Annotated in this window: 16 protein-coding genes; 4 read left to right on the forward strand and 12 right to left on the reverse strand. The window is 72.9% G+C overall.

Annotation, left to right across the window (positions count from 1 at the left end):
* Window positions 1-266: 266 nt before the first annotated feature.
* The 5 genes from BN6_RS18640 to BN6_RS18660 all read right to left on the reverse strand — a co-directional run bounded on the left by BN6_RS18640 (window position 267) and on the right by BN6_RS18660 (window position 10,297).
* Window positions 267-1,430 carry a S8 family peptidase gene (locus tag BN6_RS18640; RefSeq protein WP_015101252.1) on the reverse strand — a complete coding sequence of 388 codons (1,164 nt, stop codon included), beginning with the start codon at window positions 1,428-1,430 and terminating at the stop codon, window positions 267-269.
* A gap of 502 nt (window positions 1,431-1,932) precedes the next feature.
* Window positions 1,933-2,625, reverse strand: coding sequence for a hypothetical protein (locus BN6_RS18645; protein ID WP_148302925.1), 693 nt, complete (start codon window positions 2,623-2,625; stop codon window positions 1,933-1,935).
* A gap of 96 nt (window positions 2,626-2,721) precedes the next feature.
* Window positions 2,722-5,013, reverse strand: coding sequence for a hypothetical protein (locus BN6_RS18650; protein ID WP_148302926.1), 2,292 nt, complete (start codon window positions 5,011-5,013; stop codon window positions 2,722-2,724).
* Window positions 5,014-5,371: 358 nt separating this feature from the next.
* Window positions 5,372-7,720 carry an ATP-binding protein gene (locus BN6_RS18655; protein ID WP_015101255.1) on the reverse strand — a complete coding sequence of 783 codons (2,349 nt, stop codon included), beginning with the start codon at window positions 7,718-7,720 and terminating at the stop codon, window positions 5,372-5,374.
* A 129-nt stretch (window positions 7,721-7,849) separates the two neighbouring features.
* Complete coding sequence (locus BN6_RS18660; RefSeq protein ID WP_015101256.1) at window positions 7,850-10,297, reverse strand: ATP-binding protein; 2,448 nt, start codon at window positions 10,295-10,297, stop codon at window positions 7,850-7,852.
* Window positions 10,298-10,577: 280 nt separating this feature from the next.
* Between BN6_RS18660 and BN6_RS49660 the strand changes: the two genes are divergently transcribed.
* Both BN6_RS49660 and BN6_RS49665 read left to right on the forward strand, forming a co-directional pair.
* Window positions 10,578-11,057, forward strand: a complete 480-nt coding sequence (locus tag BN6_RS49660; RefSeq protein ID WP_051075638.1) for a serine hydrolase domain-containing protein — start codon at window positions 10,578-10,580, stop codon at window positions 11,055-11,057.
* Complete coding sequence (locus BN6_RS49665; RefSeq protein WP_269454341.1) at window positions 10,991-11,560, forward strand: serine hydrolase domain-containing protein; 570 nt, start codon at window positions 10,991-10,993, stop codon at window positions 11,558-11,560. Before BN6_RS49660 ends, BN6_RS49665 begins: the two co-directional genes overlap by 67 nt.
* Before the next feature lie 398 nt (window positions 11,561-11,958).
* Here BN6_RS49665 and BN6_RS18670 read toward each other — a convergent pair whose 3' ends face one another.
* The 5 genes from BN6_RS18670 to BN6_RS46780 form a co-directional block, all read right to left on the reverse strand.
* Window positions 11,959-12,633, reverse strand: coding sequence for a papain-like cysteine protease family protein (locus BN6_RS18670; protein ID WP_015101259.1), 675 nt, complete (start codon window positions 12,631-12,633; stop codon window positions 11,959-11,961).
* Window positions 12,634-12,957: 324 nt separating this feature from the next.
* The gene (locus BN6_RS18675; RefSeq protein ID WP_015101260.1) at window positions 12,958-14,550 is read right to left on the reverse strand and encodes a carboxylesterase/lipase family protein; all 1,593 of its coding nucleotides are present in this window, start codon (window positions 14,548-14,550) and stop codon (window positions 12,958-12,960) included.
* A gap of 178 nt (window positions 14,551-14,728) precedes the next feature.
* On the reverse strand, window positions 14,729-15,373 hold the full coding sequence (locus BN6_RS18680; RefSeq protein WP_015101261.1) for a class I SAM-dependent DNA methyltransferase: 645 nt from the start codon (window positions 15,371-15,373) through the stop codon (window positions 14,729-14,731).
* A 95-nt stretch (window positions 15,374-15,468) separates the two neighbouring features.
* Window positions 15,469-15,606: a hypothetical protein gene (locus BN6_RS47890; protein WP_015101262.1), complete on the reverse strand. Its 138-nt coding sequence runs from the start codon at window positions 15,604-15,606 to the stop codon at window positions 15,469-15,471.
* 323 nt (window positions 15,607-15,929) lie between these two features.
* Entirely contained in the window at window positions 15,930-16,106 is a 177-nt protein-coding gene (locus tag BN6_RS46780) for a hypothetical protein (protein ID WP_158509408.1), read from the reverse strand.
* A 322-nt stretch (window positions 16,107-16,428) separates the two neighbouring features.
* Here BN6_RS46780 and BN6_RS18690 point away from each other — a divergent pair, with 322 nt between their 5' ends.
* Window positions 16,429-17,613 (forward strand): hypothetical protein, encoded by a 1,185-nt coding sequence (locus BN6_RS18690; protein ID WP_041313234.1) that lies wholly within the window; start codon window positions 16,429-16,431, stop codon window positions 17,611-17,613.
* Between the two features lie 72 nt (window positions 17,614-17,685).
* Here the strand turns inward: BN6_RS18690 and BN6_RS18695 are convergent, their stop codons facing one another.
* Both BN6_RS18695 and BN6_RS18700 read right to left on the reverse strand, forming a co-directional pair.
* Window positions 17,686-18,096, reverse strand: a complete 411-nt coding sequence (locus tag BN6_RS18695) for a hypothetical protein (RefSeq protein ID WP_015101265.1) — start codon at window positions 18,094-18,096, stop codon at window positions 17,686-17,688.
* A gap of 165 nt (window positions 18,097-18,261) precedes the next feature.
* Window positions 18,262-18,858: a VOC family protein gene (locus BN6_RS18700; protein ID WP_015101267.1), complete on the reverse strand. Its 597-nt coding sequence runs from the start codon at window positions 18,856-18,858 to the stop codon at window positions 18,262-18,264.
* Between the two features lie 160 nt (window positions 18,859-19,018).
* Here BN6_RS18700 and BN6_RS18705 point away from each other — a divergent pair, with 160 nt between their 5' ends.
* Window positions 19,019-19,705, forward strand: a complete 687-nt coding sequence (locus BN6_RS18705; RefSeq protein WP_231905336.1) for a class I SAM-dependent methyltransferase — start codon at window positions 19,019-19,021, stop codon at window positions 19,703-19,705.
* The last annotated feature ends 8 nt before the right edge of the window (window positions 19,706-19,713 follow it).

The following is a 19,713-nucleotide window of genomic DNA, read 5'->3' on the forward strand; positions in this document are numbered from 1 at the left end:
CGGTATCACGAAGAACCGGGAAACCGTTACAGGCCGCAAAAGTGCGTATTCCGCGCATTCGGGACCCGGTCGCGAATCTAGCGCGACCGGACGATGTGCCGCCCGTTGTTTCAGGGGATGGGGGAATTCGGCGCGACGAGGTCGCCAACGGGGAGGCCGGGGTGTGGGAGCGGCCCGCCCGCACCTGGCGACGCGATGACCCCGGCGGTCGACCCGACGAGCGGGTGCCGGGGCCCGCAGGTGCGGGCGGGCCGGTGGCCGGGCGGTCAGCCGCCGGGCCGGTACGCGGGGTTCACCGTCAGGAGCCGGTTCGGCGATCCCCTCGGGTCGGACACCACGCTCTTGGTCGAGTCGTTCACCAGCGCGGTCGCCACCTGGGCGGGCGTCAGCGCCGGGTTGACCGACAGCAGCAACGCGGCCGCACCGGAGACGTGCGGTGTCGCCATGGACGTGCCGGACAGGTCTCCGGAGTCCGTGTCGCTGCCGTTGTACGCCGAGGTGATGCTGTCACCCGGCGCGAACAGGTCCACGCAGGTGCCGTAGTTGGAGAAGTACGCCCGGCGGTCGGTCCAGTCGCTCGCGGCCGCGGTCAACGCCTCCCGCACCCGTGACGGCGAGTGCCGGCACGCGTCGTCGGACTCGTTGCCCGCGGCCACCACGGCCACCACGCCATCGGCGATGGTCCGCCGCACGGCGTCCTCGATGACCTGGTCCGGCGCATCACCGCCCAGGCTCATGTTGGCCACCGCCGGACCGGACACGTGGTTGCCGACCACCCAGTCCAACGCCTCCGCGACGTCCTCGCTGCTGCCGTTGCCGCCGCAGTCGAACACCTTCGCCGAGACCAACTTGACGTTCTTGGCCACACCGTAGGACTGCCCGCCGACGGTCCCGGCGACGTGCGTGCCGTGCCCGTGGCAGTCGACGTTCTGGTTGTCCACGGTGTTCGTGCCCCACACCGCGCGCCCGCCGAAGTCCCGGTGGCTGACCCGGACCCCGGTGTCGACCACGTACACGGTGACGTTCGACGCCGTGTTGGGGTACCGGTAGTTGTCGTCCAACGGCAACCGCCGCTGGTCGACCCGGTCCAGTCCCCACGACGGCGGGTCGCGCTGTTCGCCGGTCACTCTCACCCGCTGGTTCTGCTGCACGTACGACACCGCCGGGTCGGCGGCGAGCCGCCGTGCGTCCCGGGCCGTCATGCGTGCCGAGAACCCTGGGAAAACATGGGAAAACGTGGTGACGACGGTGGCGGAGTACCGGTCCGCCAAGTCGTTCGCCGCGCGTTCCCCCTTGAGCACCACCACATAGCTGCCGTCGATCGCACCGGGAGCGTCGGCTCCCAGCACATCGGCCGTCGCGACCGGTGCACCACCCACCAGCCCACCGGCCACCACCGCGGTGGCCGCCAACCAGGATCTCGTCCTCATCGCACCTCCTGTGCGTCTTCCGGACTTCTCGGCAGGCTAGGGCGGTCCGGCGGCCCCGTGACAAGACCGGCGGGACGATTGCTCCGCGTCCGATCGGAAATGAAGCCGAACGGTCGCGCTACCAACGTCCGGCATCCGCGTCGAATGGCCGCCGGTCGCGGTTTTTCACGCTGTTGTCCGAAAACGGCGCTGTTTCGGGAGTCGGACAGCGGCTGCTGGCGCACCCGGTCGTTCCACTGTGGCCGGTCGTGCCGGTGGCGCTCCGACCGAGTGGCTACAGCGCTGGTGGGAACGGAGATCAGGGTGGGCGACTACCCGGCCGCACATGCCGCGGACGGGTACGCGCAGGTCCGGCGGCTGTCGACGGTCGAACCCCAGGTGACCGGCACCATGCGGGCCGAGATCGGAAGCAGGGCGAACTGGTCGTCAAAACCGGCCATCGTCGCCTGCGCGTTCGCCGACCAGCGTCGGGGTGTGGGTCGGAAAGTCGGACCTGACGGCGTCACTCGTGGTGGGTGAGCGACGCGCAGTCGGGCTCGTCGGGCAGCAAGGGGCGCAGCCGCACGCGGTAAGTGACCCCTTCGCTCGTCCACGAGGTGTCCGACCGGATGTCACGGACCTCCGCCGCGTCGTACACCGCGCAACGTCCCGCGTTGAACGGGATGCCCTCGGTCAGCGGTCGCAACGGCCACGCGGGGCCCGCCGGGTCCGACGACGCCCCTGCCACCACGGCGACGCGTTGCGGCCGGTAGCGCTCGTAGGACGAGGACAGGTCCAGCGCCACGGCCCGCACGACGTCCCCGGCCTCGCCCGAGTCCTCCGGGTCGGGCGCGGTGACGCGGGTGACCGACCGGCCGGTGTCGGTGCCGAACACGACCTCCAGCACCGACGCGTCGGGTGCCTGCACGTCGAACGTCCGGGCCGTCGCCAGCCCGGCCGAGCGCGCCCGGCCGTACACGCGGTCGAACTCCTCCTGGGTGAGGTGGTACTCGCGGGGCGCGTCGCCGTCGGCGGCGATCAGCGTGCGGTCGCCGTAGAGCACGAACTCCGGGAACGTGACGGTGCCCGACGGGAGCGGCCCGCCCCCGTACTGCTCGACGCGCAGTGCGACCGCCTTACCGGACGGTGGCGCGGCGGCGGACTGGCAGCCGGCGGCGAGCACCACGACGACGGCGACGACGGAGAGAGTTCTCACGGTCACAGGACGGTCCGGGCGCACGATGTGGTTGCACCTCCAGGGGAAGCAGGCGGTGCCGGCCGGGGGAGCGGTCCCCGGCCGGCACCGGCGTGGTCAGGCGCGGCTGAGCGTGTAGACGCCCGCTCCGCCCCGGTTGACCAGCACGACCCCGTAACAGCCGGTGGACGTGGCCTCGTGGGTCAACGTCTCCGGCTGACCCGGCCCCTGCCCACCGGCCTGCGCCACGGCCGCCGCGCGGTTCTGCACGAAACTGGCCGGCTGGTCCGGGTTCGACGCCAGCAGGAACAGTTCCGCGTCCTGCCCGCCGTCGGACGGGGTCGCGGTCAGCGTGATCCGCTGCTGCGGCGTGACACCGCAGACGTCCCGCACCGCCACCACGTCATTCGCGCCCATCGCGATCTGCGCGCTGGACGCGGGCGGCAGCTGGCTCGCGCCCTGGGCGAGCTGGATCTGGTACTCGCCGTGCCCGGACACCGCGCGGACCTGGGGGAAGTACTCGCCCAGCGGCCGCCGGTTGGAGTCGATCGCCACGAAGTTAACGATGTCGGGCCCCAGCGTGCTCGACGCCAGCTGCTGGTTCAGCTCGCGGTTGCCGAACACGGTCAGGTCGTAGCGCGCGCCCGTCGGCGGCCGCACCGCCACCGCCGACCAGAACACCGTCGTGGTGCGGAACCGGTAGTTGTGCGGTGTCGTGGGCTCCGGCCTGGTCAGCGCCTGGTTGTCGGCCAACGGGTTGCGGTAGTCGTAGTCGATCGTGCTCTGGTAGAGGCTGCCCTGCGGGCCGTCGGACACGTCGAACTGGTCCTGGCCGCGTTGCCGCCAGTACTCGTTGAACGTGGTGGACCGGTGGTTCAGGAACGTCTCCCACAGCCGGTTCGGCGCGCCTTCGCCGTAGGAGTCCCAGTACCGCTCGGGGTTCTGGTCGGCGAGGTCGATCAGCGCGCCCGCCACCCGGCCCTCGACGGCGTCGCCGTTGTCCCAGTTCTCGGTGCCCAGCGTCGACCCCCAGGTCGGCGTCTCCAGCGGCACCTCGAACCCCGGCCCGCCGACGTAGCGCGGGTCGTTGAAGACCGCCGCCTGGTACCAGTCGGCGAAGCCCTCCGTCCACGCGCACGTCTGGTGCGAGATGCGGTGCAGGAAGTGCGGGCTGCAGTTCTCGGTGCGCGGGTAGTTGTCCTCGTAGACCTCGTCCATCACCGCGTGGCCCAGTTCGTGCACCACCACGGACCGGAAGTTCGGGTCGTCGGCCCGCAGGTACACCCTGTTCTGCTCGGTCCGGTAGAACGCGCCCTCGGTCGAGGTGGGCGTCCACCGGAACTGCACGACCCGGCAGTTGGTGTGCCGGGCGTCCCAGCAGTCGCCGGGCGTCCAGTTCTTCGCGTCGTTGACCTCGTCGAACGCGTGCAGCGCGCGCATCAGGTTGCCGTCCACCGGGTTGAGCGCCCCCAGGTCGACGGTCGCGCCGTTGCCGATGCGCGGGATGTCCCGGCTGACGAACGCGTACGGGTCGTTGTCGCCGTCCACCACCGACCACTTGCCGTTCTCGGCAACGAATCGGACATAGACGTCGGCACCGGCCGCCGCGGTCGAGCACACCCGGTACGCGCCGTTCTCGTCGGTGATGTCGGAGGTGAGCAGTTGCGGCCCGACGAACGTGCGCCGCCACAGCTGCACCTGGAAGTTCGCCGACGGGTGCCACTGGCTGTTCTGGTCCTGGTAGCGCCACGAGCCGCGCACGCAGGTCAGCGCCTGCGCCTGCTGGTCCGCCGGGATCTCGGCGGGCTTGGCCAGCCCGGCGGTGCCGACCGACTTGTGCGGCAGGTGCGGCGTCGCGCGGGTGACGGCCACCGCCGGGCCGGCCGTGGCCGCGTTGACCTCGGCCTCCCGGTAGCCCTGGAACGACTCGGCCCGCGTCGCGCCGACCGTGACGGCCAGGCTCCCGGACGCCGTGTCGAGCTGGCCGCGGGTCGCGCCCACGACGGCCGCCCGGACCGGTGCCGCGCCCGGGGCCACCGCCACCACGGTCCCGGTCAGCGACACCTTCTGTCCACTGTGGAGTTTCAGCGCACCCGAAGCGCGTTCGACCGCGCCGCCGGCCTCGGGTGACGCGCCGGTGACGCGGGCCGTGGAGAACCCCTCGGGCGCGCGGTCCCAGCGCAGCGTGGTGGGCAGGTCGACGGTCACCGCGACCTCGCCGACGTCGGCCTGCGCGGCGACCTCGACGCTGATCGCGGCGGTGCCACCGACCTCGGGCACGGTCGGCAGGTCGATGCCGACCTGCACGCAGTGCGCGCGTTCCCCCTGGACGAACGCGCACTTCTCGACGTTGCCCGGTTGGGCCGCGTGCGCGGCCGGCACCACGGTGGGTGCGAGCGCAGCGATCACCACGGCCACTACGGGCAGGATTGATCTACGTAACAACACATATCCCCCTGACGAAGGCGAAAACCGGGTTGCGGCGTCGCTTCGGCATAGTGCGTCACCGTGCGAAGACTGGACGATCGCTGCACGGCAGCGCAGTTCTGTCGCTCCACCCCCCGGTTTGAGCGTCGGCTGCGGAAGAGAACGTCGCAGCGGGCAAAGACTATCAGCGCGCGTCAACCCCTTGGTGGAGTACTGCCGGAAAATTCCCTCCCACAGGGAAAAACAACCGTCCACAGTGGAGTTATCTGATGGCGGGCTCGTCTTGGGCACCGCAGCCCGCAGCCGGTGTTGTCTGCGGTCGTGGAGTGGACTCGGTGCGTCAGGCCGAGTGCGTACCGGACTCGTCGGTCAACGACGCCAGCTCGCGCAGCGCGTCCGCGTGGGCGGTGTGCTGGCCGGTGCGTTCGAACAGGACGAGCGCGTCGGCGAGGTGTGCGCGTGCCCCGGGGAGGTCGCCTTGTCCGCGCAGGAACGTGCCGCCCAGCCGCAGCGCGCGGGCCTGGCCCATCAGCGCGCCGTGCACCCGGAACAGTCGCAGCGCCTCCTCGCTCTGCCGGAACGCCGCGTCCAGCGAGCTGAGCGCCGCGAGGTTGCCCGCCGACCGCAGCAGCAGGTATGCGTAGTTGTTGTCGTCCACGGGGTTGTCCGGCGCGTCGGGGGCCGGCGCGAAGTAGTCGAGGCAGGCCGCGAACTCGTCGGCGGCCTCGTGGAACCGGCCGTCGACGTGCAGGCAGCCCGCCCGGATCGAGCGGGCCACGAACGAGCCGAGCCGGTAGCCGGCCCGGTCGAACAGGCCCACCGCCTCGTCCAGCAGCGGCACGGCCACCGCGTGCCGGCCCTCGCGCAGCTCGGAGTTCGCCTGGTAGGTCCGCGCCCAGGCCTGCTCGCGCAGGTCGCCGGCCTCGACGGCGGCGTCCCGGGCCAGCCCGGTCATCCGCACCGCGTCCGCCGACCGTCCCAACAGGACGGCCAACACCCACGACTGGTAGTTGCGCTGCACGGCCTCGTCGCGCTTGCTGCCCAGCGCCACGGCCGCCTGCACGCCCAGGCCGAACACCTCGTGCCACAGCGACGCCGTGCCGCCGAACTCCGAGTACCAGTGCATCGCCTCGGACAGGCCGAGCACGGCGCGGTGGTCGCCGCGTGCCGCCGTCCCGCGCAGCGCGGCGGGCCAGTTCTCCGCCTCGGCGTCCAGCCAGCGGCCCGCGCCGAGGTGGTCGGCGAACCACGGCGTGGCCGCCGGCGGCGAGTCCACGTCGCCGGAGGGCTGGAAGTACCGGGCGGCGGCCGTGGCGGTCGCCACCAGCCAGCGGGTGTGGCGGTCCCGCGCCCGCCCGATGTCCTCGGGGGTCTCGTCCCGGTCGAGGCGTTCGGCGGCGAACACCCGGAGCAGGTCGTGGAACTGGTAGCGGCCCTCCGCCGGGGACAGCTGAAGCAGGCTCGCGTCGGTCAGCTCCTCCAGGCAGTCGGCCGCGTCGTCCTCGTCCGGGACGTCGGTGAGCACCCGGGCCGTGCCCGCCGAGAAGTCCGCGCCGGGCACCAGCGACAGCCGGCGGAACGCGCGGGCGGCGTCCGGGCTGAGCTGCTGGTAGGACAGCGTGAACACGCTGCGGACGTCGAGGTCGCCGGCGGTGAGCGCGGACAGCCGCCGGTCGCGGTCGCGCAGCTGGTCCACCAGCCGGCCGATCGACCACACGGGCCTGCTCGCGAGCCGGTTGCCCGCCACCCGCAGCGCCAGCGGCAGCCGGCCGCACAGCTCGACCAGCTCGGCGGCCACGGGCCGTTCCCGGGCCACCCGCGCCGGGCCGATGATCGTGGTCAGCAGGGCGAGCCCGGCGTCGAGGTCCAGCGCGCCCAGCGGGAACCGGCGCACCCCCTCCAGCCCGACCAGCAGGTGCCGGCTGGTGACCAGGGTCAGGCAGCGCGGGCCGCCGACCAGCAGCGGCCGCACCTGGGCCTCGTCGGCGGCGTCGTCGAGCACGATGAGTACCGCGCGGTCGCGCAGCAGCGAACGGCACAGGCCGGCCCGCTGCTCGGGGTCGGCCGGGATCTGCACCGCGTCGACGCCGAGCGAGCGCAGCACCAGGTGCAGCACGTCGGCGGGCCGGCCCGGCTCGGCGGACATCCCGCGCAGCTTGAGGAAGAACTGGCCGTCCGGGAAGTACCCGGCGAGCTCGTGCGCGGCCCGGACGGCGACGCTGGTCTTGCCGGTGCCCGGCGGTCCGCTGAGCACGGCGACGTTCCCGGTCCGCTGCCGCGGGTCGGCCGGTTCGGCGGCGACCGCGCGCAGCGCCGCGAGGTCGGGCGAGCGCCCGGCGAGGTCCTCGACGTCGGGCGGCAGCACCCCGGCCGGTCCGCGCACCGGGATCCCGGCGGCCACCGGGGCGAGCGCGGTGACCGCGGTGACCGCGGGCCGGGCCCGGCCGCGCTTGGCGATCCCGTGCAACGCGGCCAGCTCGTCGTCGGACAGGCGCAGCGGCCCGGCGAGCGCCGCGATCGTGCGCCGCTGGGGGCCGCGGGCGATGCCGCGCTCCATGTCGCTGATGGCCCGGACGCTGACGCCGGCCCCCTCCGCCAGGTCCTCCTGGGTCAGCCCGGCGCGGACGCGGTACCCCTTGAGCAAGGCGTCGAAGGCTTCCGGGGCCCCGTCGTGGGCCGTGGTCGACATGGCTCCAATCAATCATGGGCGGGGCGCGGCCCGGCAGCCGGGCGGCGTCGTCACGCGACGTGTTCGCCGCGTTCGATCACTCGATCGGCCGCTGGTTGGTGTGCCGCAGCGCGTGCTGCGGGATGGCGTTCACGTCCGAAGTGCTTGACTTGTCCGGATCCGATACCGGTCAGGCTCGACCGGGCTCGGCGGCGTGACACCGAGGACGGTCGCCAGCTCCGCCGCGTGCGCCCGCACCGCGCGGGTGTCGTAGCGGGAGCACTCGGCCAGCGCCCGCACCTGGAAACCGCGCGCCTCCAGCGGGTCGTCGGACACGTCGGCCAGCCGCCGCAGGAGCTCCACCCGGTTGTCCGACAGCCGGGCCTCGTCCAACGCCTGGAGCAGCTGCCCGCGCGCCTCGGCCCTCCGGCCCGCCCGCGCCAGCGCCAGCCCGCGCATGTAGCGGGCCTTCGCCACCCCGGACTCCGCGCCGTACCGGGCGAACCGGGCCTCGGCCTCGTCCAGCAGTTCCAGCGCGCCGGTCACGTCACCGGACGCGGAGAGGCTGTCGGCGAGCCGGGTCAGCACCATCGACAGCAGTTCGGCGTCACCGGGCCGCCCGGTCGCGTCCAGCTCGCGGTAGTAGGACTCGGTGCGTCTGTGCACCGCGACCGCCTCCTCGTAGTCGCCCGCCGCGTGCAGCATCACCCCGAGCAGCGACAGCGCCAGGTGCAGGCCGTTGGCGTGGTCGGTCGACTCGAACAGCGCCACGGCCCGCCGGGCGTGCTTGGCGGCGGCGGCCGGCGTGGACAGCCGCCGCTCGATGCCCGTGCGGTAGTACCAGGTCCACGCCCGGGTCAGCGGGTCGCCGCACTCCAGCGCCGTCGCCAGCGCCCGCTGGTTCACCCCGAGCGCCTCGTGCGGGCGCCCGCAGAGCAGGTACAGCGCCCACGACAGGTAGTTGAGCTGCTCGGCCTGGTCGCGGGGGTCGCCCAGGGCCAGCGCCGCTCCGGCCCCGGCCTGGAACACCTCCCGCCACAGCTCACCGGTGCCGCGCAGGTCGGAGTACCAGTGCACGGCCCGCGCCAGGTCGAGCACCTGGCGGTGCGCGTCGCGCGACACCGCGGACCGCAGGGCCTCCAGCCAGGCCGGCTCCTCGACCGCGAGCCACCGCCCGGCCGCCTCGCGGTCGCGCACCGGGTCCGGCCCGTCGACGGTCGCGGAGACCTCCGCGCGGTCGTGGTCGAAGTGCAGCGCCGCCTTCGTCGCCACCGCCAGCAGCCAGTCGTGCAGCCGCGCGGTGGCCTCGGCGACGTCCTCGGCGGACTCCTCGCGGTCGAGCAGCTCCCGGGCGAACTCGCGGATCAGGCTGTGGCAGGCGTAGCGGCCGGGGGTCTCGCCGACCTCGATCAGGCTCGCGTCGGCCAGCTCCTCCAACGCCCGCTCGACCTGCTCCGGCGTGCGGCCCGCGACCACGGCGGCGGTCTCCACCGACGTGCCGGTGCCCGGCACGAGCGCCAGCCTGCGGAACACCAGCGCGACCTCCGGGGCCAGGTGGCGGTAGGACAGGTCGAACGCGGTGCGCACCTGGAGGTCGCCCGCGGTGAGCACGGACAGCCGGCGGCGCCGGCCTTCGAGCTGGTCGGCGAAGTGGGCGGTGGTCCACCGGGTCCGGCTGGCCATCCGGTTGCCCGCGATCAGCAGCGCCAGCGGGATGCCGCCGCACAGCCTCGCGACCCGGTGCGCCGCCTCCGGTTCGGCGGCCACCCGCTCGGCCCCGGCGAACCTGGCCAGCAGCGCCACCGCGCGGTCCTGGCCGAGCAGGCCCAGCGCGAGCCGGTGCCGCGCGTCCAGGCCCGCCAGCGTCATCCGGCTGGTCACCAGCACCATCGTGCCGGGGCTGGTGGCCAGCAGCGGCCGGACCTGGGCCTCGTTCGCGGCGTTGTCGAGGATCAGCAGCACGGCCCGTTCGAGCATCTGCGAGCGGTAGAGCGCGACCCGGTCGTCCGCGTCGGCCGGGATCGCGCGCTCGCGCACGCCCAAGCCGCGCAGCAGCCGGTGCAGCGCCTGCGCCCAGCTCAGCGGCTCGTCCGACATGCCGCGCAGGTCGAGGTACAGGCAGCCGTCGGCGAACCGGCGGCCGAGCCGGTGCCCGGCGTCGACGGCGAGCGCCGACTTGCCCACCCCCGGCGGGCCGTGGACCAGGGTGACCTGCGACCGCGGCGACGCCTCGGCATCCCGCGCGCAGCCGTCGAGCTGCCGCTGCTCGGCCTCGCGGCCGATCGGCTCGACCGGCAGCGGCGGCACCGCGCACACCTCGCCGGCGAACACGTCCGGCTCCGGCGCGGGGTCGACCGGGTCGACGGCCCGGCGGCCGGCGCGGGCCAGCCCGGTCAGCTCCGCCGCGTCGCCCTCGGCCAGCCCGAGCCCGTCGACCAGCAGCTCCACCGTGCGCCGCTGCGGGTTGCGCGCCCGGCCGCGTTCCATGTCGCTGATCGCCCGGACGCTGACCCCCGTCCGCTCGGCCAACTCCTCCTGCGTCAGCACGGCTCGCAGCCGGTAGAAGCGCAGGAAGTCGCCGAACGTCGTCGTCGTCACACCAGACCTCTCTCCTGGACGGGGACGGCCTCGCCCCCCGCGTGGACCCGCGTCCTCCCGGTCGCGGTGCGGCCGCCATTCTGCTCTGAGGTCCTGCCGGTCCTGCCGCTTGGTCCGCGTGACGTCCGCCGCTCACCGCGCGGTACCTGTCGTTCCGGTTAACCCCAGGTGACACTCGGATTCCACGGCGCCGACCGGCGGCAACCGACCGGCTGCCGCCGGTCGGTTGCCGGACGAAAGTAGGCCCAAGTCGCACCGGTCGGATGACGACCGGGCGGAGGTGCGGCGGATCCTCGACGGCTGGACCGGCACGACCGCCCGGGGCGTGCAGGTGCGGATCAACGCCGACGATCGCGAGTGGCAGGCGCGCAGCGGGACGGCGCGGACCGGCAGCACGGCACCGGTGCCGCGCGACGGCACGTTCAGGGCGGGCAGCGTGACCAAGACGTTCGTGGCGACAGCGTTGCTGTCACTGGTCGGCGAAGGCCGTGTGGTGCTGGACGCGCCCGTCACGCGCTACCTGCCGGGGGCGCTGCCCGACTGGGACCGGAGCACCGTGCGCAACCTCCTCCAGCACACCAGCGGGCTCTACAATTACACGCTGGACGTGTACGTGTCCTCCGCCGACTTCGTGCGCAAGCGGTTCAAGCACTGGGAGCCCGCGGACTGCTGGCGCTGGCCACCCGGCACCCGTTGCGGTTCGAGCCGGGAACCCGTTATGAGTACTCGAACACCAACTACGTCGTGGTCGGAATGGTGATCGAGCGCGTCACGGGCCGGTCGTGGCGGGACGAGGTGACGCGGCGCGTGCTGCGCCCCCTGGGGCTGCGCGACACGGGCACGCCCGTCGACCGGCCACACCTGCCCGGACCGCACGCCTCCGCGTACGAGGAACTGGACGGCAGCCCGTTCGACGTGACCCGGTTCAACCCCTCCGTCGGGGGCGCGGCGGGCTCGATGACGTCCACGACCGCCGACCTGGAGCGGTTCGCGCGCAAGCTGTTCACCGGTGGCCTGCTCAAGCCCGCCGAGCGGGCCGAACTGACCCGGACCACCGCGGTGAGCACGTACTACGGCCTGGGCGCGGTGGTGCTCCCGCTCAGCTGCGGCACGACCGTGCTGGGGCACGATGGTTACCTCCTGGGCTGGTTGACCGAGATGTGGGTCGACCAGGACGGTTCGAGGAGTCTCACCCTGTCCGCGAACATGGCGAGGGGCGGCTTGCTGTCCGTGGGACCGCTGCTCGACGAGGTGTTCTGCTGACGGCGTGACACCGGGCCGCCCGGCACGGTCGCGAAGTCGTCCCGGGGATCCGTTGCGCCGCAACGCTCAAGTGCTCAACGGCCGGGCCTTCGCGATCGTAGCCGGCAGCGTGACGACCTGCCGTCGTTCGGGAGTGCGTGATCGCCCATCGCCATCGCGTGACCGCGCCGACCGCACCGACCGCACCGACCGCACGGGGTGCGACCGGTCAGGTCCGGTCGGCTCCCGGGAGTTGTTGCGTCGCAACCGACTCGACGTGGTCGGAGGTCGGGGACCCGCCGGGCACCGCACCGCCGCACCGGTCGCCGGCGCGCCCTCGTGGAACACGCGGGGAGGGCGTCGCCGACGCGTGTGCGACCGGTGTGCGGGACGCGGTGTCCCGGCGGGTCACGACCGGACTACGGGGCCTTGGTGATGTTGACGATGGTGTCGCCCCAGGTGAAGCGGGCGTTGCGCCGGTACTGGTTGTAGGACCAGGTCTGGTACCGCTGGTAGGCGGGCCACGGGTCGCCGACCAGGATGGTCTGGTTGGTCGTGTCGTAGCCGTAGATCACCTCGGCGTGCCCGCCGCCGGCGGTCCAGTAGATGCCGGTCAGGTGGGGGATGCCCGCGTCGATCTGCTGGGTGATGGACGCGTAGCTGATCGTCCCGTTGGCGTCCTCGGCGGTGAAGCCGGTGCCGCGGAAGCCGTCGACGATCTCCGGGATCTCCGCTCCTTCGTTCGGGCAGTAGCCCGGCGACGAGTTCTTGCCCGCCGCGCAGAACGTCTGCTGGCTGGTGGTGACGCCGAGCGTGCGCTCGATGCTCGCGCCGGTCGCGGCCCAGCACCACTGGTCCTGCTGCTGCACCTGCTGGGTGTAGTTGAGCCGCTTGGCGGCCTGGGGCTCGACCCCGGCCAGGGCCGCCGCCGGCGGCGACACCTCCCGGACCTCGGTGTGCTCCCGGGTCTTGATCAGGCCGTGCGGGACGTCCTGGTCGGTCGTCGCCGACGCCGTCGGCGCGAGCACCGCGGTCAGGGCGAGGACGACGCTTGCCAGGCAGGGGAGTCCCCGACGGGTGAGTTTCCGATCCACGAGTATTCTCCTTGCAGGAAGGGGAACTTCGATTCCACGCCGGCCGCCCGCTGACGGGACGGCCGGCTGGGACCACCGTGCTCACCCCACCCGTTCGCGGACAACGGCCGGCCGCTCCCGCCGTGGTGCGGCGTGACCGTTCACCCCCGGCGCGTGGCCGCGGAACGTTCCAGTAGCAGCGTTTCCGCCGCCGGCTGCGCTCGCCGCTCGCGTTACACCGAGAACATTCACGGCCCGTTCACCGGCCGTGAACCATCGTAGTTTTCGTGGAATACCGGCTCAACTCGCCGTATGTCCTATGTGGACGATTTGATCCACTCGCGGTCACCTGGGTTCGGGGGTGATGCGGTGCCAGAAGTTGCACTGGTGTTGGCGGCCGATCTCGCCCGTCATCGCGCTGTCCCCGGCGGGCAGCAACGACATGACGCGCGGATCGTCGCCGGTGTACGGGGTCCAGAGCGGCGTGCCGGTGACGGTGGGGTCGCCGGTGCGGGCGAACCCGGTCCACTGCGCGACGAGCTGCCGGCCGTACGCGCTCTGGTTGGCGTTCCACGTGTCGCTGCCCACGGCGTAGAGGAAGTTGTTCTCCGACACGTGGAACGCGCCGTTGGGCTTGGTCTGGTCCAGCCACCCGGCGGGCGGCGAATCCGGGTTGTCGACCTGGTAGGCGAAGACCGGCAGGTGCCGGGCCAGCCGCCGGGCGGTGAGCAGCGAGGGGCACACCGAGTTGGAGTCGGCGACGATCGTGCGGTAGGCCAGGAACGCGGCGGGCTCCGGGAAGCGCTCCAGGGGGTAGCGGGCGAACACCTCCGGGGCGTGCGCGCCGTACTGCTCCCGGACCAGCTCCCGGTACCGCTCGGGTGTTTCGGCCGGTTCCAGCTGCACTTCGTCCCGGGCCACGCCGGTCATCACCCGGGCCGGGTTGAGCCGGCCGCGTTCGATCGCCTTCGCCGGGGAGAGCGGGATGGTGACCCCGTCCACGACCGGCGCGATCGTGCCGCTGTCCGGGGCCAGTCCGTCACCGGCCTGCGCCACCAGCCGATCGGCGGGCAGCGCGCGCAGGCAGGCGGCGACGTCGTCGGTGCAGCCCAGCGCCGCCGCGAACCGGGCACCGGCCTGTTGCGCCTCGCGCTCGGTGGGCCACTGCGCCGTGCAGTCCTGCGGCTGCCACGAAGTGTCCTTGCCCAGCAACGAGTTGTAGTGACCGCTCTGGTTGATCCCCTTGTGGAACAGGCCGCGCGCGGCGGGCGAGACGAGCTGCGCGCACACGCTCGACCCGCCGGCCGACGCGCCGTAGATGGTGACGTTGCCGGGATCACCGCCGAACGCCGCGATGTTGCGGCGCACCCAGCGCAACGCGGCCTGCTGGTCCTGCAGCGCGTAGTTGCCGGAGTGCGGGCCCAGCGCCTCGGCGGCGAGGAAACCCAGGACCCCCAGCCGGTAGTTGATCTCCACGCTGATCACCCGGCCGGTCGCGGCCATCCGGCTCGCGTCGGTCGGGCCGAACAGCAGGAAACCGCCGCCGTGGATCTGCACCATCACCGGCAGCGGCCCGGGGCCCCGCTCCAGCGGGACGCGGACGTCGAGGTTCAGGCAGTCCTCGGCGGTGCGCGGTGTGCCCTGTCCGGGCTGCGGACACCGGTTGCCCGGCTCGGTGGCGGCGAAGGTGCCCGACCACGGCGTGACCGGGGCCGGCCGCCGCCAGCGCAGCCCGCCCACCGGCGGTGCCGCATAGCGGAGGCCGAGCCACGACGTCACCCCCGTGCCGACCACCCCGCACACCAGGCCCTCGGCGGTCCGCACCTCGGTGCCGGCCGTGCACTCCGGTGCCGCGGCGGGTGCCGTCGGGCCGGTGGCCCCGGACAGCACGAACGCCGCGGCGCAGACGACCGCGACGAGTCGGGATCGTGGTCCCATCAGGCTCACCCCTGTCCGTAGACGGATGCGAGAGCCCATGCTCGAAGACGTGGCCGGCACCGGTCGAGAGGGCATCACCCGGCCGCTGCTGCGCCATCGGTGGCGTCCTCCCCGGACGTGCGATTGCCCGGGGCTGGGACGTGCGATTGCTCGGGGCGCGGACCGCCGATCGCCGGGACTATGCCGGGCGACGTGCGAAAACGGCCGCGCCCGGGGTCGGCTCGTCCGGGTCGAACAGCACGTAAGCCTCGATGGCGAACCCGGCCGCGCGCAGCCGCTCGGCGACCTGCTCAGGGGTGCGGCGGTGCACGTGGACCTTCATCGGGTGGCCGCCGTAGCCCTCGGTCTTGAGGGTCGAGCGGTCGCCGACGTGGAAGCCGACCATCAGCGGCGCGCCGGGGCGCAGCACCCGGCGGAAGTGCTTGAGGACGGTGGGCAGGGCCTCGTCCGGGATGTGGATCAGCGACCAGAACGCGAGCAGGCCCGCCACCGACGCGTCGGCGAGGTCGAGGTCGGTCATGGAGCCGACCTCGAACCGGAGGTCGGGGTGTTCGCGCCGGGCGTTGTCGATCATCGCGGGGGACAGGTCGATCCCGAACGCGTCGACGCCCAGCCCGGCGAGGTGCGCGGTCACGTGCCCAGGGCCGCACCCCACGTCCGCGACGGGCCCGCCACCGGCCGCCCGTACCAGGTCGGCGAACATCGCCAGCACCCCGATCAGGTAGGGCTTGGTGGGCAGGGTGTCCCGCAGGAGGTCGGTGTAGCTGTCCGCCACGGTGTCGTAGGAGGTCCGGGTGTCCGCGAGCCAGTCGTCCGGTTGCATGGCACGAGAGGGTATCCACGGCCGCGTGGCGCGGCGTTCGGAGGAGGACCCCGGCCGGGTCACGGGGTCGGGTGCCGTCCGGTGGAACTGCTCGATCAGTTGATCGACGCGCCGACCTGTTCGTGGCCGACGATCCGCACGAGCACACCCAGGCTGTCGTCCGGGTTGAGGACGCGGCAGCGTCGCAGTGACAGGCACCCGCAGCCGATGCACCCGGTCAGGCCACGCTCCACCCGCTCGACCTCCCGCCGCCGGTCGTCGAGGTGGTCGCGTCACCGCTCGGCGATGCGGGTCCAGTCGCTCGTGCCCGGCATCCGGTCGCCGGGCAGGCCGGCGAACACCTCGGCGACCTCGGCCAGCGGGATGCCAGCAGGTCGGTCGGGGTCTGGGTCATGAGCGCTCGTTTGACTTCAACAGAACTTGAAGTCCAAGCATAACCCGCTGTGACCTGCCTCCGAACGGCCCAATGATCACGCTGAAACCGCAGGTCAACGCCCCGGCGGCTGGCGAAGGCACCGGGGATCCGGGTGCTCGGGGCTCGGGGCGCGGCGAGGGCCTACCGCACCGGCTTCCTGGTGTTGGCCGCCGGACCGGGCTCCGCGATGTGGGCGTCGGCACGCTGGTCGCTCGTGCTGCTGACGCTCGCCGCGAGCGCGGGCAGCCTGAGCTCCACCGTCCCGCCGGGCGGTCCGACGGTGGTCCCGCTGGACCCGGGCACGCTGCTGCTCGGCACGGCCTGTCGGTCGGCTGGGTCGTCGCGCGGCTGTGCAGCGACGGCGTTCGCGACCCACGACCAGCGCGCCGGCGGGGGACGTCGGTTGGGTGACGCGGTAAAACGTGAGAGTGTGGGGTCACACGGCCCGACTCCGGGCTGTTCGCCCACGGTTTCGCAGAATCCGGCCCGCTGAAGATCCGGGCCCGGCAGTGGACGCCATTCCGTCGTTCCCGGTGCCATCCGCACTGCACGGTCCACGCTGCGCTCCGCCGACCCCGCCGCACCGGTGGGGCGTGGCGGACTCACCTCACGGGGGAACCCCATCAGCCTGCCCACGCTCGTGCCGCCGACCATCGGCGCACCACGCACGCTCGCCGACGTGTACGGCCCCGACGTCGCCGTCGCCGCCCGGCCCGCGCTGGAGGCCGAGGTGCCCGACAGCAGGCACCGCACCACCCGCGACTCGCTGTCCGCCCGGCCGATCGCCGTCGCCGGGGACACCACGCTGATCTGCAGCACCGGCGGCACCGACCCGGTCCTGCTGGCGCACCTGCGCGACGGCGGCCTGCCGGTGGGCACCGACCTGCGCGAGTTCCGCAGCGAGGCCGAGTTCGCGGCCCGGGTGGCCGAGACGATGAGCGACGGCCTGCGGATCTCGATGGAGTACCCGCAGCCGACGTCGCTGTGCCCGGACGTGCGCGCGGTCAAGACCGCCCAGCTCGTCGGCTACCTCAACAACAAGGCGAGCATCTCCACGCTGGTCGACCCGCGCTTCCAGGCCCGGCGCAGCGTCGTGCCGCGCGGCGACCTGGTCGACGCGGCCCCGTCGGAGAAGTCCTGGGTGCTCAAGGCCGCCACCAACGACGCGCACGGCGCGAGCCTCGACGTCTACCTGCACGAGGCGGGCGAGCCGATCGTGCTGCCCGCGTTCACCGAGGTGCTCGGCGAGTTCGTGGTCGAGGAGTACCTGCGGCTGCTGCGCAACTGGGGCATCCAGCTCTACGTCGGCGCGGACGGGGTGGCCCGGCTGCTCGCCGTCACCGAGCAGCGCGTCGACGAGATCGGCGTCTACGTCGGCGGTCGGTTCGGGATGGTCGCCGCGCCGCCGCCGGAGCTGCTCGCCGAGTGCCTGGCCACCACCCAGCGCGCGGCCGACGTCGGCTACCGCGGCCTGTGCAGCCTGGACTGCGCCCAGACCGGCGACGGCCGGCTCGTCCTGCTGGACCTGAACTTCCGGATCACCGGCGGGTCGATCCCGTTGCTGGCGCTGGAATCGGTCCGCCCGGACGCGCTGGACGGGCCCGCCGAGTCGCTCAAGCTGACCGTCGCCGCGCCGATGGCCGACCTGCTGGCCGACCTGCGCCCGGCGCTGGCGGCGGGCGGCCTGCTGATCACCTCCGGCCACGACACCACCCGCACCGACAGCCCGGTCCGGCAGAGCACGCTCCAGCTCCTGGTCTACGGCGACGACCCGGACGAGGTGACCGCGCGCCGTGCCGCACTGGAGGCGACGGCAGGCCACTGACCCACCGACAGGGCCGCGTGCGGCTGCCCACGCGACGAATCGCGCGGGCAGCCGTTCTCCGCGTGGGTCGGATCAGCCGGTGCGCACGACGGCGTCCTTGTACGGGCGGCAGCTGTAGTACGGCAGCGGCGGCTTCTTCCACATCATCAGGCTGCACGTCCGCCACTGGAGCGGGTACTCCGTCGTGCCCAGCGGTGCGACGGAGAACGACATCGTGTCGCCGCACTTGCCCCTGACGCGGTCGGACTTCGTGCCCCACTTGTACTCGACGTACCAGGCGGGCGGGCACTTCGACACGGTGATCACGAACGAGTTCGGGCCGTGCTCGGGAGCTTCGTCGCCGGGGTGGTAGCGGACCTCGACGCTCGCCGCGCCCGGGTCGGGCGGGGCCGTCGCGGCGGTGGCCGGGGTGGCGGTGACCGTCGTGGCGAGCAGGGCCGCGAGGCCGGCGAACGCCGCGAGCGTCGATCGACTGGGTAACACCAGGATTCTCCTTGCGGGGAGTCGGGTTGCCGACCTCCGAGTGCCCGGTCCGCGTCGCCGTCACACCTGTGCGGACGCCCTGCGGCCTCCGGCCGGCAGAAGGCCGTGACGCGGGCCGGTTGCTGCGCCCGAGGTCGGACAAGGGCGTCGCGGTCCGTCGCGCGATCAATCGCCTGGACGAGGCCCGGATCCGGTGATCCGCTCGATCAACTCGTCGCGGTAGGCCTGGGCGTCCCGCAGTTCCGGTTCGGAGCCGTCGGTCTGCTTGAGCGCCCCTTCGAGGATCTTCAACGCCTGCCGCTCGTCGCCCTTCGCGTCCGCCAGCCGTGCCGCGTTCTCCATGGCTTTCGCGAGCTTGGTGCGTGCTTCGGGTTCCTGGGCGGCCTTGTTGATCCGGATCCAGTTGCCACCAGGATCGATGACGGTGAACCCGGTGTACCGGTCGTTGCGCAGCCGAGGTCTGGTCATGCGCGGGATGCCGGAGATGAGCAACTTCCCGTGCACGGCGCGCATCCCCGCCGCGAACGCCTCGAACAACGGCCCGGTGTCCTGCACGATGATCAGGCACGTGCTGTGCGACTGCTCCGGGACGTGGCCGTCCATCCCGTAGAAGTGCAGGTTGATGTCCTCGCGTTGCAAGGCGATGTGCGGGTTCGGCCGCGTCTGCCGATAAGTGATCGAGAAGCCGAGCATCTCGTAGAAGGACGCCATTTCGTCGATGTCCCGACAGGGCAGGAGCGGAATCGTCAGTTCGTTCGCCACGGCCCGAACCTAAGCCCGGACGCGCCAAAACGACACGGAGCTATTTGCTCAAGCGAACGGCAGGACGGCCCGTCGGCGAGCATCACGCCGACTTCGCCACCTGGCCGGCGGGGTGCTCCACGCTCGGCGCGGCGATCACCCGGTCCGGTTGGACTGGGGTGTGGAACGGTTGCTGGACAACGAAGAGCTGGAACGGTCGTCGGTCGTCGCGAACCGCGACATGAACCGCGAACGCGGGCTCGCCGGGTCCAACGGGTACGGCCGGGAACTCGGCCTCGACGTGGCCGCCTTCCTCGCCGGGCGCGCGGCGGCGCGGTCCGGGATGGTCGAGTGGCTCGACCTGTGCTGCGGCACGGGCACCGCGCTGCTGGAGTGCGCTGCGGCGGTGGCCGACCCGGGGGTGCGGATCACCGGTGTCGACCTGGTGGACCACTTCGCCGGGCCGCCCGTGCCGGGTGTGGAGTCCGTGACGGCGTCGGTGGCGTCGTGGCGGCCGGACCGCGCGTTCGACCTCATCACCTGCGTGCACGGCCTGCACTACGTCGGCGACAAGCTGGGGGTGCCGGCGCGGTCGGCGTCCTGGCTCGCCGACGACGGCGTGCTGGCGGCGAACCTCGACCTGGCGGCGATCAGGTCCGAGCGCGGCACCGCGTGGGGTCGGCCGCTCAGCGCGGCGGTGCGCGCGGCCGGGTTCGACTACGACGCGCGCCGGCGGCGGGTCGGGTGCGTCGGGCGGCGGGAGGTGAGCCTGCCGTTCGGGTACCTCGGTGCCGACGACCGGGCCGGGCCCAACTACACCGGCCAACCCGCGGTGTACTCGTACTACACCCGGACGGCCCCGCTATGATCGTCCGC

Source organism: Saccharothrix espanaensis DSM 44229, from assembly GCF_000328705.1.
Lineage (GTDB): Bacteria > Actinomycetota > Actinomycetes > Mycobacteriales > Pseudonocardiaceae > Actinosynnema > Actinosynnema espanaense.

Coding starts and splice junctions, on each gene's coding strand:
- BN6_RS18655 (WP_015101255.1), bottom strand. CDS start 7,720: ATGTCGACCACGGCCCACGACGGGGCCCCGGAAGCCTTCGACGCCTTG.
- BN6_RS18675 (WP_015101260.1), bottom strand. CDS start 14,550: ATGGGACCACGATCCCGACTCGTCGCGGTCGTCTGCGCCGCGGCGTTC.
- BN6_RS18640 (WP_015101252.1), bottom strand. CDS start 1,430: ATGAGGACGAGATCCTGGTTGGCGGCCACCGCGGTGGTGGCCGGTGGG.
- BN6_RS18680 (WP_015101261.1), bottom strand. CDS start 15,373: ATGCAACCGGACGACTGGCTCGCGGACACCCGGACCTCCTACGACACC.